This window comes from Faecalimonas sp. (assembly GCA_029264305.1).
Taxonomy (GTDB): Bacteria; Bacillota; Clostridia; order Lachnospirales; family Lachnospiraceae; genus Faecalimonas.
The window spans coordinates 14,462-28,955 of record JARICA010000022.1; the positions used below are offsets into that span (position 1 = coordinate 14,462).

11 protein-coding genes are annotated in these 14,494 nt (G+C 30.5%); all 11 read right to left on the reverse strand.

What is annotated here, in order from left to right; all coding sequences use genetic code 11:
* Position 1: 1 nt before the first annotated feature.
* The gene (locus ACY2U7_RS08190) at positions 2–1,816 is read right to left on the reverse strand and encodes an aminotransferase class I/II-fold pyridoxal phosphate-dependent enzyme (RefSeq protein ID WP_461816214.1); all 1,815 of its coding nucleotides are present in this window, start codon (positions 1,814–1,816) and stop codon (positions 2–4) included.
* 28 nt (positions 1,817–1,844) lie between these two features.
* Positions 1,845–3,071 carry a DUF1015 domain-containing protein gene (locus ACY2U7_RS08195; protein WP_461816215.1) on the reverse strand — a complete coding sequence of 409 codons (1,227 nt, stop codon included), beginning with the start codon at positions 3,069–3,071 and terminating at the stop codon, positions 1,845–1,847.
* 108 nt (positions 3,072–3,179) lie between these two features.
* The gene (locus ACY2U7_RS08200) at positions 3,180–3,863 is read right to left on the reverse strand and encodes a LicD family protein (protein WP_461816216.1); all 684 of its coding nucleotides are present in this window, start codon (positions 3,861–3,863) and stop codon (positions 3,180–3,182) included.
* Positions 3,850–5,112 (reverse strand): oligosaccharide flippase family protein, encoded by a 1,263-nt coding sequence (locus tag ACY2U7_RS08205; RefSeq protein WP_461816217.1) that lies wholly within the window; start codon positions 5,110–5,112, stop codon positions 3,850–3,852. Before ACY2U7_RS08205 ends, ACY2U7_RS08200 begins: the two co-directional genes overlap by 14 nt.
* A gap of 254 nt (positions 5,113–5,366) precedes the next feature.
* Positions 5,367–8,645 (reverse strand): triple tyrosine motif-containing protein, encoded by a 3,279-nt coding sequence (locus ACY2U7_RS08210; RefSeq protein ID WP_461816218.1) that lies wholly within the window; start codon positions 8,643–8,645, stop codon positions 5,367–5,369.
* Positions 8,646–8,727: 82 nt separating this feature from the next.
* On the reverse strand, positions 8,728–9,189 hold the full coding sequence (locus ACY2U7_RS08215) for an acyltransferase family protein (protein WP_461816249.1): 462 nt from the start codon (positions 9,187–9,189) through the stop codon (positions 8,728–8,730).
* Positions 9,171–9,590: an acyltransferase family protein gene (locus ACY2U7_RS08220; RefSeq protein WP_461816250.1), complete on the reverse strand. Its 420-nt coding sequence runs from the start codon at positions 9,588–9,590 to the stop codon at positions 9,171–9,173. The genes ACY2U7_RS08215 and ACY2U7_RS08220 overlap by 19 nt, the downstream gene beginning before the upstream one ends.
* Before the next feature lie 174 nt (positions 9,591–9,764).
* Complete coding sequence (locus tag ACY2U7_RS08225; protein WP_461816219.1) at positions 9,765–10,838, reverse strand: glycosyltransferase family 2 protein; 1,074 nt, start codon at positions 10,836–10,838, stop codon at positions 9,765–9,767.
* The gene (locus tag ACY2U7_RS08230; RefSeq protein ID WP_461816220.1) at positions 10,838–11,902 is read right to left on the reverse strand and encodes a glycosyltransferase family 2 protein; all 1,065 of its coding nucleotides are present in this window, start codon (positions 11,900–11,902) and stop codon (positions 10,838–10,840) included. Before ACY2U7_RS08230 ends, ACY2U7_RS08225 begins: the two co-directional genes overlap by 1 nt.
* 11 nt (positions 11,903–11,913) lie before the next feature.
* The gene (glf, locus tag ACY2U7_RS08235; RefSeq protein WP_461816221.1) at positions 11,914–13,014 is read right to left on the reverse strand and encodes a UDP-galactopyranose mutase; all 1,101 of its coding nucleotides are present in this window, start codon (positions 13,012–13,014) and stop codon (positions 11,914–11,916) included.
* Positions 13,014–14,294: a sugar transferase gene (locus ACY2U7_RS08240; RefSeq protein WP_461816222.1), complete on the reverse strand. Its 1,281-nt coding sequence runs from the start codon at positions 14,292–14,294 to the stop codon at positions 13,014–13,016. The genes glf and ACY2U7_RS08240 overlap by 1 nt, the downstream gene beginning before the upstream one ends.
* Between the last annotated feature and the right edge of the window lie 200 nt (positions 14,295–14,494).

Here is a 14,494-nt window from a genome sequence, read left to right on the forward strand (position 1 = left end):
ATTACCTCAATACTTCTTTAATTGCTCCAACCAATTTCAAGTTTTCTTCCGGTCTTTTTACTGCAACCCTAATATAAGATTTTCCTGAAAATCCATTTTTAGATGATAAGTCCTTTATCAATATATTATATTCATTCAATAAAATTTCCGTTAACTCTCTACTTGTCATTTGTCCTGTAAGTTCACACATCAAATAGTTTGCCTGAGATGGTATCACTCTTAAATATTCAATCTGATTTAACATCTCTTCATATTCTCTACGAACTTGTTTGAATTTATCCAACGCTTCTTCATAATTTGATTTATACTTTTCAAATATTTGCATATAAAATTCCGCAAATGAATTAATATTCCAAATAGCAACATCTTTCTTCATATCAGCAATAAGTTGTAAATCATTCGTTGCTAAAATACCTAATCTTAATCCTGGAACTCCGAAAGATTTAGAAATACTTTTTACTACAATCAAATTATTGTATTCTGTTATAATTTCTTCTTCTAATAATGTAGAACTTTCTTCTGTCTCCGCAAAATCTACGAAAGATTCATCTACAACGAATTTAATATTTTTCTTTTGAGCCCACTCTGCAACCCTTAATACATCCTGTTTTTGAATATAATTTCCTGAAGGGTTATCTGGATTAATTAATACAAGAATTTGAATATCCTTATCTTCATAGAAATTCATCAAATCATCAGCAGAATATCTGAAATCTTTGCTTTCAATCCAATATGGTACAATATCCTCTTCATTTTTACGATGAGGATACTCTTCAAATGTAGGATAAATCATTCCCACTTTTCCTTCAAGATTTTCCATTAAAGATTTAATTAATTCTGCAGCACCATTTCCAACACAAACCTGTTCTTTATGTAGTCCATAGTATTTTGCTCCCAAAAGACTATTAACCTCCATTCCCGAAGGATAATCACATAATAATCTTTCAAAATTTGCTTTAATTTCATCCATAAGTTTTTGATTAGGATAAAATGGATTTACTAAATAACAGAAATCAATCAACTGAGGATATCTCCAATATCCACCAAATCTTCTGTTAAATTTATTTAATTTTTCCTCTTTTGTAGCAAAAATAGACTCTGCAATATTCAAATCTTGTACATCATCAATTTCATACCATGATTCATGTCCTAAACGTTCTGCCTTAATTTCTGGCTTATCTAACAAGGTAATTACTTTTAAAACTTGTTCATAGTATTCATTATTTCCTAAAGCTTTGCTATATGCTTCCAAGAATGGAACATAATGGCTATTAGAAAATTCTTTACTAAACTTATAGATATTAACTGTCTTATAATAATTCGGAATATCTTCAAAAACAAAGTCTTTCTTTCCTAAAAAGTTTTTAATATTATCCTCTTCATCTAATGTAACTACAGTTCCATCCATCCAACTTTCAAACTTTGCAACTAATGCAAGACTTGGATAGGGATTGTCTAATAACCGTTGCAATATTGAATCTTCAAAAATCAAATCTGATTCTAACAATAATGTATCATCCTGTACCAAATAATCCTTTGCCATATATAATGAATAAATATTATTTGTTTTATAATAAATATCATTATCTACATATTCGATTGGTGTAGATATGTTCAAACTTCCGATGTATTCCATCAATTTTTTTCCTTCATATCCTACCACTACTACTATTCGGTTCAACTTTAGTGCATCTAATTGTGATAACATTCGTTCAATCATTGTTACCCCGTTTACTTCAACCATACACTTTGTCGCATTACTTGTTAGCTCTTTTAAACGTTTTCCCATTCCTGCTGCTAAAATAATCGCTTGCATCTTATCTTCCTTTCTCTTATCCTTACAACTAAATTTGATGAATAAATAATCCACTTCTTAATTTAGGTTCAAACCATGTTGATTTAGGTGGCATAAGAAGTCCTGCATCAGATACAGCAAAAAGCTCTTGCATAGAAGTAGGATACATTGAAAATGCTACACCATCTTTTGTTTGCTCTTCTAACGCCTTTAATCCTCGGATTCCTCCAATAAATTTTATTCTTTTATCTGTTTTAGGATCTTTTATATTCAACAATGGCTCTAATACTTTGTTTTGTAAAATAGATACGTCCAAAGATTCAACTGGATTTTCTGATATTTCACCTGCAAAAGTAAGAGAATACCAATTATCTCCTAAAAACATGCCCATTTCACCTTTTTTCTTAGGTGCATATGTTTCTTTTCCCTGAATAGAAATAGAAAAGTCTTTTTTTAATGCCTCTAAAAATGTTTCTTCTGTATATCCATTCAAATCTTCTACTACTCGATTATAATCCATAACCATAAGTTCTTCGTCAGGAAAAAGTACAGATAAGAAATAGTTAAATTCTTCATTCCCTGTATAATTAGGATTTTCATTTCTTCGTTTCAATCCAACTTTTACCGCTGACGCCGCTCTATGATGACCATCCGCTATGTAAATATGTGGTATTTCAGCAAAAAGCTGTGATACTTTCTCTACTTCCTCTATTGTACTAATTTTCCAAACACGATGTGAAATTCCATCTTCAGCAACAAAATCGTACAAAGGTTCCTCTCTTTTCTTTTCTGAAACAATATTATTTATCTCCTTATTTGAACGATAAGTAAGGAAAATAGGACCTGTCTGTGCATTACAAGTATCTACATGATGAATACGATCTTGTTCTTTGTCTTCTCTTGTATTCTCGTGTTTCATGATAATGTTATTCATATAATCATCTACAGAAGCACAAGCTACAATTCCTGTCTGTGATCTCCCATTCATAATCAATTCATATACATAAAAACATTGTTCTTCATCTTTTACAAATTCTCCAGCATCCAACATTTCCATTAATGTATCATGTGCTTTTTGATATACTTCCTCGCTATACATATCAAAATCGTCATCAAATTGCGTTTCTGCTCTATCTATTTTCAAAAATGATTTCGGATTTTTTTCTACTACCTGTTTAGCTTCTTCCCGGTTATATACATCATATGGAAGTGCCGCAATCTCTTTCGCCAAAGCTTTGTTTGGACGAACGCTACAAAAAGGTTTAATATTTGCCATAACAAAATCTCCTTACACATTTTTATTATTATAATTTTTACTATTATAACATTTTTTATATTTCTCTACAAGAAATGTATTGCTTATTATTATCTTTTCCATAATAAACTATTTTTCAAGATATCCATATTTTCCCTGAACAATATCTCTTTTTGGTTTCCAGTCTGGTTGTGGAACTCTCCAGTCCTTTCCATATACTTCCTCCAAAAAGTCTTCTGCATTTTCTGGCACAGAAAACGCACCTTTAGATGTCTCAATTTTCTTTAGTCCTTCGATTTTCTTTGTTATATGACGTGCTACTTCAAAGACACCTTCTTCATACCGTTCTGTTTCTTGTCTAAAGTAGACATATGAAACTTGATGATTATCATCAAATTGTTCATACATAAAAAAATCAACACTTAACTTTCCATATATATATGTCTGTTCTGTTATTTTCCCCTCCATAGTAAATTGATGCTTTTTACTCATTCCTATTTGTTTCAATGCTTCTTCTAACTTGTCCCACGAAAAGTTATCATCATAAATTATTCCCATATCTATATCATTGTCATGTCCCATAAACTGCCCTTCTCGTATAATTCCTAGAAGTGTTCCGTATGTTATAAAATATTGAAAACCACTTTTTTCTAAGTTTTCATTAATTTTTTTTAAATAATCATATCCTAATTTACGTAATCCTTTCTTTTTTCTCTTCTCAACAATAAACCAGTATATTCTTTCATAATATCTATATACTCCCATCATATATTGTCTGAGAAATTTTCCAATATATCTTTTAATTTTCCCCATTATTTTCACCTTTCTGAAATTCTTTTCTATTTTTTAACACAATTACCAAGCGATATAAAACTTCTACAAAAACCGCAACAGATGTTAACCATGCTAGTGTTACTGCATTTAATTTTCCTGCGACAAGAAATAAACTTAAATTAATAGCATGTATTCCAGCACTAACATAAATTGAAATATTTGCATGTTTTGATTTACCCATGGCTCCTAAAGTTGGAAATCCTAAAATATAATCTGGCAATGTTAGTATCGCTATCGGCAACATTGCTCTCAAAATTTTACCCGTTCCTTCAAATCCCTTTCCAAAAATCAGTGTGCAAAAAGGTTCTGCCCAAATTGCTATAATTAAAACTCCTCCACATATAATCGGCATACTTATACTTAGTATTTTTTTTACTAATTTAAAATCTTTATTCTTAATCATATATGGATACATACTATCTGATATTGGAGCTAATGCTGATTGTCCTGTTGTAATTAATTTATTTGCCGCCGTATACAATCCAACCGTCCCACCTATAGGATCTATGTATCCCAATATAACTGTGTTCGTTGCAGTATATAATGTTGAAGCTATTCTTGATAAAAAGAATTGACTCGATTTCTTCAAATATTTCCATACCGTTTGTCTAGTCGTATTTACTAAACATATTTTGTATCGCAATTTCAAATCAACCCATGACCATGTCACTGCACAAAATTCCCCAATAGTCAAAATAATAGGCACACATAAATAATCTTCTGGTTTTTTTAAAAACACAAAGATTAAAGCTGTAAATAAGGCTTTTACAAACACTGTTCTATATGTTACCATGGACATATCTTCTAATCCCCTATATAAGTAATCTGGCAAAAATGAAGAAACTATAGCCTGTGCCAAAAATAACATATATAGTGTTTTATCTTTTTCATATTGTGTGAATATACTACAAACAACATATAATCCTATAACTGAAAGTATTGAAAAAATAACTTTCAATACTATTATAGAACTGAAAATTTCACATATTTTTTTCTTGTCATCTTTATTCTTTGCAACTTCTTCTGTTCCTGATAAAAGAAATCCAAAATCCAAAAATAATTGAAAATACATCATAAGTGCTGTCGCAAGTCCTATTTTACCATAAATTTCTTTTCCCATAATTCTTGTTTGATATGGGACAGTTATAAAACTGAAAAAATATGTTGAAAATCTTAGCAAATACAACATTAATGTATTTTTCATTAAAGTTTTTTTTCTACTATGCATCTTTTTCCCTCTTATTTTCTAATTTTATAATATACTTATCTTAATTTTGAATATTATATATCTACACTTTCAAAACTGTTTCTCATTATAGCATTAAACTTGTTTTAATTCAACTTATATATCTTATTCAAAATGGAGTTGGATTTAAAATAATCCTCCCTATTATCGACCTAAACCTCATAATAAAAGGGGATTCCAAGAATCCCCAAAACTGTTAACCCAGATTCACAATAAACTTTTTTCTAGGCCTTAATTTACTTTATAATATATGGAAAATCTGCTTTAAGAATCTTACCAGATGAATCCAAAACGTCGATATGTATTCTATAATTTCCCTTTTTCTCAGGTTTCCACTTCACATTAGGAGCAGTAGAAAAGTTTCTTAAAGTTCCCCATTCTTTCCAATTGTCCTTTTCCCATACATACTTATATTGTAATCCTGATTTATTCCCCTTTATCTCTGTTGTGATTTCGATTATTTTTCCAAGTTCTTGCGGACTTTTTATAGAAGTCTTAAACCCTTTTATTTCCCATTTCTGTATATTCACTTTGATTTCTACATATTTTTTTTGTATTTTTCCAGTAACATCATCTATTACATCTACATGGATTTTGTAATTTCCAGGTTTATTTGCCGTCCATTTTACTTGATTTTCATTTGATGGTCCCTGAAGAACTCCCCATTCTTCCCAATCATTTCTCTCCCACACATATTTATACTGCACATCAATACTTTCACCATTAATTTGCGGCATAATTATAACACTATCCCCTACTTCTATAGGTGATGTTTTATCTGTTTTAATTGAGGTCAACTTCCACTTTTCTTCAATTTTATAATCCAACGCTTCCTTAATTGTCTTTCCTGAAGTATCTAAAACATCTACATGGATTTTATATTTTCCTTCCTTTTCAGGTTTCCACTTTACATTTGGAATAGTAGAAAAGTTTCTTAAAACTCCCCATTCTTTCCAATCGTCTTTTTCCCATACATACTTATATTGTAATCCAGATTTATTTCCCTTTATCTCTGTTGTGATTTCGATTGTTTTTCCAAGTTTCTGTGGACTTTTTATAGAAGTCTCAAACCCTTTTATTCCCCATTGCTGTGGATTCACTTTAATTTCTACATATTTTTTTGCTATTTTCCCGCTAACACTATCTATCACATCTACATGAATTTTATATTTTCCTGGCTTACTTGCCGTCCATTTTGCTTGATTTTCATTTGATGGTCCTTGAAGAACTCCCCATTCTTCCCAATCATTTCTCTCCCATACATATTTATACTGTAATTTAGTATTTTCGTTTTTAATTCGAGGAATAATTGTAAGGATATCTCCTACTTCTATAGGCGATGTTTTATCTATTGATATTTGCTCTAATTCCCAATCTCTATTTATAATTTGATAGTTTAATTCTGATTTTTTCACATATCCTTTTTCATCCATAATATCAACATGAATTTTATATTTTCCTGGACTTTGTGGTTTCCAAACAGTACTTTTTTTCGAAGAAAACTCTCGCAAAACTCCCCATTCTTCCCAATCATTTCTCTCCCATACATATTTATACTGTAATTTAGAAATATTCCCTTCACAAATAGTCTCTATATTAATCATGGTATTCACTGGCTGTGGAGATTGCAAATTTGCAATTATTTTGGAAAACCTCCAATCTTTTATCTCATATTCTTTTGAAAAGGAAAGAATTCTACCACTACTATCTTTCACATCAACTATCAATGTATATAATCCACCTGAAGTCGGTTTCCAATTCACATTTTGATTTTGTGAAAAGCCACGTAAAATCCCCCATTCTGCCCAATCATTCTTCTGCCAAACATATTTATACTCTAATCCAGATACTTCTCCTGATATTATCGGTGTTATTATTATATTAGAATTAAATAATTGTGGTGATGGTACGTCAAACACAATATCTTCTATGTTCCAACTTTCTGTATTTTCTTTTCCCCTTGAAATAACTTGAACATAATCAGAACTAATATAAGCATACATGTTCTCAAAATTATATTTCCCACTAAATTTATCAACAGCTGTTCTATTAGTATTTAACACTGCATCACTTTGAATTTTATAGAATTTATTTGTAGACACATTATCTAATATAAGACATGCTATATTGCCTTGTTTTGGCGTTTTATAAAATGCAGTTGAAGATATATTGTTATCTCTTCTGACATTTACTCTATTTTGAGGTCCGATAGTATCTTTTATACCAATACTATACTTATTAGCATCTCTATTACCACCTTTTGAATCCAAATGCCAAGCTCCTGATGCTGCTTTTTCTCCCCAATATGGATCTGATGCATATTTCACATTTATTCCACTTGCTTTATTCCCTAAAAATCCACCAAAATATTTCCAGTTAACTGGATTAAGGTATTCCTTCGACATCCACTTTTCAGAAAATTCTCCGATACACTGATTAACACTCGAAAAATAGTTTGCACTTTCCCCTGGTGATACATCAATTGCATTTAAACCAAATAAATTATTTTTTGTTACACAGATATTGCTCGTCCCCCAGGAGCTTTCATTTCCAGCTATTCCTGCTACTAACAAAGCATTTACACCATATGTATTCTGATATTCCACAAAATCTTTACCAGTATTTTTCATTTTTGACGCTGATGAAACCCTACTATTAATAATGCTATTAAATACATTTTCACTGTAACTAGATTGACTTCTTAAAGGCAAATACTGAAAATAATTATAAAACGGATTATTTTTATTAACGGAATAATTTCTTCTTCCATTATTGTAATCATTTAACATATTTTCAAAATCATTCTCTCCATAAAAATAATGTCCATCATAGCTATAATACCTAACACCATTTTTCAAATATGGTGGAGCTGGTCCATTATCAATTGTACTTCCATAACTTGATTCATTTACATTGGTAGAAATATAATGATATAATCTACCATTAGACACAGAATAATGACTAACTGATTTTGCACTTGACTTATTAACTATCTGCACCTTATCTTTTGGTATAATTCCAATAACTCCTCCAAGCATAAATTTAACATTATTCCCACTCATACCAAGATACGCTGCATCTGCCCCATAAGCTCCAACTGTATAACCACTTGCTCCTGTTTCTTCTTCTGTATACTCAAGAACTCCTGGTTGTTTTCTTAAATTGACAATTTGAGAGGTAATCGTTTTCTCAACAACTTTTGTTTTCACCTCTGTTTTATCCTTTGATATATCAATATAACTAATATCTCCCTCTTTATCCATGATAGAAACATTCATTTCATCAACTACTTTTTCTCCATGAAATTTATCAACTTGTCCATCTTCACTTTTTATTATATTTTCTTCTACTAATTTTTCAGAAAAATTATTTTGTTCTCCTTTTTGTGTATTGTTTTGTTCTTTTTTTTCTGCCACATTTCTTATTGTTTGATCTGATGCACGACTTATTACATGATAAGTTCCACTCATAACTAAGCATAAAGCAATTAAAATAGCAGCACCTCTTTTTTTCATATGTATTCTCCTTTCTTAATTATATGCATCATACAGTGATAGACTTCTCCTACTAAAACTTTATTTCAACATTTTAATAAAACTACGGAACAATTTTCTTTATTATTGGTATTTTTTGCATACATTCGATTAAAATAAAAGAGACACTATATATCAAGAATGGTCCACCTATTCTCCAAACAATTGACTCTCCATTAATACTATACTTTTCACATATAAAATTAATTACATACATATGAACTAGATAAATACCAAACGATGTTTTCGAAAGTTCTTGAATAAACTTAAAAATTTTTTTCTGTTTAATTTTATTCCATTTCCTATATTTAAACCATACAAAAACAGAAATCGAATACAACACTGATGGCCAATTTAAATATTCTCTAAAAAGCATACTTTCTTTTCCTATATTCATAGATAAATAACTAGTTCCTAGATACTGTATCAAAGCACTTGTGCAACCAATCCCATAAATAACATATCTCATTTTTTGCGAAAACTCTGTAGTAGAAAGTAAATACCCTATTATAGCAAAAAAACATATCCACTTGTCAACGGAAAAAACAAAAACCCGTTCTGCCTAATACCAAATAAATTACAAAAAAACGGATAAATTGAATAAGAAACAAACCCCAAACTTCCCATGTACCAAAGATACTTTTTCTCTGTCATTGCTAAATATGCCAATACCGGAATACTTAAATATACCATAAATAATGGAATAAAAAACCAATATATCCCCATAAATTTTGTTGTTAAAAACATATCCAAAAATTTTTCCACTGTAAAATCCAAAATATTTATTGAACCATTCCATATTGCATATATAAATGCTATTCCACTCCATACAACAAATGGAACTACCGTCTTTTTGAACCTTCTTTTTAAAAATACTTTTGTGCTATATTTTTGAGGATATTCCATTAAAGTAGCACCAGACAACATAAAAAAATAGGAACCGCCCAATAACCTAATACATCTACAAGCAAACTTTGTTTCCACGCAAAAGACCCATTATATCGATGTACTATCCAATTACAATGCATCGCAATAACACAAAAACTCGCAACGCTATTTAGTAAATCATAATAAATTACTCTTTCATTTTTTTCCATCTTTTTACCTTTTTTGTTTCACTTTTGAAAAAAACATCGGTAATTTATTTTTCACAATATAAATAATTCGTCCAAGTAAAATGCATGCAGTTTTTCTTTCTGTTTTTAACATAGACATCATTATTTTCATTACTTTACTTTCGCCTTTTCCATATGGAATAACCTCTTTGTAGATTTCTTTTTGCATTACGTTTGAAATCCACTCCAATCTATCTCTACTTTTCATATTTGCTCGCCTATCACAATTACGTTGTAAGGCAGAAAAAATATACCGTGCATAGAGTGTTGCTAAAACAGCCTTCTTTTCTTCTGTACAAATTCCCCAATATTTATGTTGTTCATATAACAATTCTATTCTTTTTTGATGTAATTCATAATAATCTGGTACAAACTTTGCAGTTAAACTGTTATCCATTCTTTTGTTGTAATGGTAGGCTGGCAAATCCAATATATTCATACTTTGAATATCCATACAATATTGCACGTTGAATAAAATATCTTCTATTAAAGTAACCTTTTCAAATTTTATTCCTATTTTTTTTAAATATTCTAAGGAATAAAATTTATTCCAAGCATAACCATATAAGGTTTCTTTTTCCAAGACCATAATTTCATTTCTAACTTCCTCTTTAGTGTAAAAGAATTTTTCCTCATGACAAACAATCTGGTTGTGATGTAATTTGTCGTTATTGTCATAATATTCTTCTACTAATCCTATTACAACAATTTCTGCTTCATTTTTTTTTAGTGAAAAATGCACCTTTTCTAATAAACTCGAGTCTACATAATCATCAGAATCCATGAACCAAATATATTTTCCTGTCGCCACTTTCATACCAGTATTTCTTGTATAACTCAGTCCTTGGTTTTCCTTATGATGAATCACGTATACATTTTGATATTTTTCAGCATAGTCATCGCATATTTCAGGACATTTATCTGGAGAACAGTCATCCACCAAAATAATTTCATACTCTCGAAATGTCTGATGTAATAAACTATTGATTGCCTGATGCAAATGTTTTTCCACATTATAAATAGGCATTACAATACTAAAAAATGGTTTTGAATTTTCCATTATCTTCCCACCTTTAATTTGGTAAATAATTTTGTGTTTTTCGTCTTTACATAAGTAATTGTTTTTGCCTCTAAATAAGTGAGGAATGTACAATGCCATTTAATTGGCAATAATAATATTTTCATATATAAAGAACGAGGTTTTGCTAATTTACCCATTTCATTAATTCTTGGATTTTTCAACATTTTCTTAATTTCTTTTTTCTTTTCTTTCGCTGTCATATCACATTTTGGATTTGTAATATTTTCTACACAACCCACAAAACGTTCCATATAACGTCTAGCAATCATTTCCATACTCTCAGGACCGCCAACTTTCCATTCCTTATACAAGTTTACCATCCATCCATGTTCTTCCTCACGTTTCTCATACATACCTGGTCTATATGCTGCTGTTTCAGACTCTGTTCGTGCTCTAAGGAAATGATAATACTGTTTAGAAGTCACCGTAACTCTTTCTACATTTCTTACTACACTAACATTAAATGGAAAATCATCCCAAAATGTTGTTGGAAAACGCAAATTATTTTCCATAACATATTTTGCTTCAAATAACTTATTCCATGGTGTATATAAAAGATTTTTATCAAATAACTTATAAGCATTTCTTCTAAAAGTTTCTTTATTTGGATAAACCGCATCTTCTACTACATAATTATCAGTCATAAACTGACCATTCCCAATAAATGTATCAATATAAAATCCAGCCACAACAAGTTGTGCATTATCACGTTTCGCAAGATTATACATATCTTCTAACATAGTTGGTTCTGCCCAATCATCAGAATCAAGAAAATAGAAATACTCTCCTTTCGCCATTTCAATCGCCATGTTTCTGGCACTTGGAGCACCACCATTTTCTTTATGAATAACATGAATTCTTTCATCTTTTTCAGCATAGGCATCACAAATCTCACCACTTTTATCTGGTGTTCCATCATCCACAATTAAAAATTCCCATTCTTTTAATGTTTGTGCTTGAATACTCTCAATAGCTTTTCCCACATATTCTTCTACCTTATATACTGGCATAATGATACTTACTTTTATATTACTATTTCCCATTTTCATTTCTCCTATGATAACTCTTTTTCTACTAACTGAAATGCAGATTCAATTACTTTGTCCATATCGTAATATTTGTATTCTGCCAAACGTCCACCCAAAATCAAATTGTTTTCCTTATCTGCCTTTTCTCTATACTTTTGATATAATTCTTGATTCTTCTCATCATTAATTGGATAATATGGTTCCATTCCTTCTTTCCAATCTACCGGATATTCTTTTGTAATAACCGTTTTATCCTGTGTACCGTATTCAAAATGTTTATGCTCAATCACACGTGTGTAAGGTGTTTCTCTATCTGTGTAGTTCACAACTGCCACCCCTTGATGATTTTCTTCATTTAACACTTCTGATTCAAAATGAAGACTTCTATATTCTAATTTTCCATAGCAAAAACCATAAAGAGAATCCAATGTTCCCGTATACAGCACTTTTTCTCCTAATGCATCATACTTCTCTTTATTTTCATTATAATCTACACCAAGTTCTACATCGCAACCTTCAAATAAAGCATCAATCAAAACATTATAACCACCAATAGGAATACCTTGGTATAAGTCATTAAAGTAATTATTGTCATAAGTGTATCTAACAGGTAATCTTTTAATGATAAACGACGGAAGATCTTTACAGTCTCTTCCCCATTGCTTCTCGGTGTATCCCTTAATTAATTTCTTATAAATATCTTCTCCCACAAGACTAATAGCCTGTTCTTCAAGATTTTTTGGTTCTCCACTAATTGCTGAACGCTGTCTATCAATAATTTCTTTTGCTTCTTCTGGTGTTGCCACTCCCCACATCTTACTAAACGTATTCATATTAAATGGCATATTATAAATTTCACCCTTATAATTTGCAATTGGCGAGTTTGTATAGCGGTTAAATTCAACTAATGAATTCACGAAATTCCATACCTTACGATTGCTTGTATGGAAAATATGCGCACCATATTTATGCACATGAATTCCTTCCACATCTTCACAATAAATATTTCCACCTAATGTTTCTCTTTTTTCCACTACCAAGCACTTTTTCCCTTGTTTGTTTGCAAAATAAGCAAATGTTCCTGCAAACAAGCCTCCACCTACAATGACATAATCATATTTCTTCATTACTTATACTCCTTTTCATCATTTTCTGCTGCACGGAAAACATATTCCTGACTACCACCTGTTTTAAATGCCTCTGTACTATCTGATTTTAGCAATACAATAAATGTTTGAAAAATCAATTGAATGTCTTTTAATATATTAAACTGTTCTATATACATCATATCCATAATAAGTTTATCTTTTGGGGTAGTATTATACTTTCCTGCGATCTGTGCATACCCAGTCAAACCAGCCTTTACACGAAGGCGATATCTAAATTCTGGTAGTTCTTTTTCATATTCATTTACATTTTCTAGCATTTCTGGACGCGGACCCACAAAACTCATATCCCCTTTTAGTATATTTAATAATTGAGGGAGCTCGTCCATACGAATCTTTCTCAAAATTTTCCCCGGTTTCGTAATTCGATCATCATCATCTGTAACAGAACGATTTTCCACATTTTCTTTCATCGTACGAAATTTATACACTTCAAAAACACGTCCATTCAATGTAGCACGTTTCTGTTTAAAGAAAATTTTTCCTCCATCGTATGCTTTAATTGCAATCGCACTTACAATCCAAATCGGTGATGTTAAAATCCCCAACACAATAGCAAGTCCCATATCTAACAATTTCTTTGCTATTCTCTGTTCCATTGTCCAAGTTTTTACATTTGCATTCAAAACAGAGACATCATCTAAAAGATAATACTTGGCATTCATCTCTACAATGTCCTCTATTTCTGGATTAAAATAAATATTTATTTTATTTTTATAGCAGTATTGTACGATTTTGCTTCTTTCCACAATAGGAACATCCTGAATAAATACAGTATTTACTTTATCCATTGTTTCCCATATTGCACTATCCTTGTAGTCTAGAATATAATCAATTTTATATTGCTTTTTAAAACGCAATAAAGCCCGAACAATACAATCTAAACTTTGTTGAGAAGAAGTGATGATACAACAACTTTCAGGATCATGTATTTTGAAGAATAATGCATTTCCCGCATATGCAAATATAACAATAATAATAATCTGCACAATATATGTTATTATCAATGCCCCTATACTGCTCAATCTAAATGCCGAAATACTAGGCGTAATCGTATTCATAATCATTAATTGTAAATACACAACTGCATCTGTAAAAAATGTTGCCAAACTAATAGAATAAATAATGGGTTTGCTTTTTCTTCTTCCTATATCATACATCCCATAAATTCGCAAAAATAAAATTCCCACAATGATGAATGTTGTTATTGCAATTCCCATTGTTCTTGATAACCTTGCCAAAGGTGGATTCTCTTGCGATAAAACAATTATAAAAATTGCTAGCAAAGAAATATATAATATAGCCTTTATTAACAACCACATTGTCGCCTCAAATTTCCTTATCCAATACATCCTATCTCACCAATCCTATCACAATATTACTCTTTATTATATATGATATTGCAATTTTTCACAAGATTTTTTCGTAACCTCTTGTAATA

Excerpts from the sequence above, each read along its gene's own strand:
- ACY2U7_RS08230 (WP_461816220.1), bottom strand. The coding sequence starts at position 11,902 with ATGGGAAATAGTAATATAAAAGTAAGTATCATTATGCCAGTATATAAG.
- ACY2U7_RS08195 (WP_461816215.1), bottom strand. The coding sequence starts at position 3,071 with ATGGCAAATATTAAACCTTTTTGTAGCGTTCGTCCAAACAAAGCTTTG.
- glf (WP_461816221.1), bottom strand. The coding sequence starts at position 13,014 with ATGAAGAAATATGATTATGTCATTGTAGGTGGAGGCTTGTTTGCAGGA.
- ACY2U7_RS08225 (WP_461816219.1), bottom strand. The coding sequence starts at position 10,838 with ATGGAAAATTCAAAACCATTTTTTAGTATTGTAATGCCTATTTATAAT.
- ACY2U7_RS08220 (WP_461816250.1), bottom strand. The coding sequence starts at position 9,590 with ATGTTGTCTGGTGCTACTTTAATGGAATATCCTCAAAAATATAGCACA.
- ACY2U7_RS08190 (WP_461816214.1), bottom strand. The coding sequence starts at position 1,816 with ATGCAAGCGATTATTTTAGCAGCAGGAATGGGAAAACGTTTAAAAGAG.
- ACY2U7_RS08200 (WP_461816216.1), bottom strand. The coding sequence starts at position 3,863 with ATGGGGAAAATTAAAAGATATATTGGAAAATTTCTCAGACAATATATG.
- ACY2U7_RS08205 (WP_461816217.1), bottom strand. The coding sequence starts at position 5,112 with ATGCATAGTAGAAAAAAAACTTTAATGAAAAATACATTAATGTTGTAT.
- ACY2U7_RS08210 (WP_461816218.1), bottom strand. The coding sequence starts at position 8,645 with ATGAAAAAAAGAGGTGCTGCTATTTTAATTGCTTTATGCTTAGTTATG.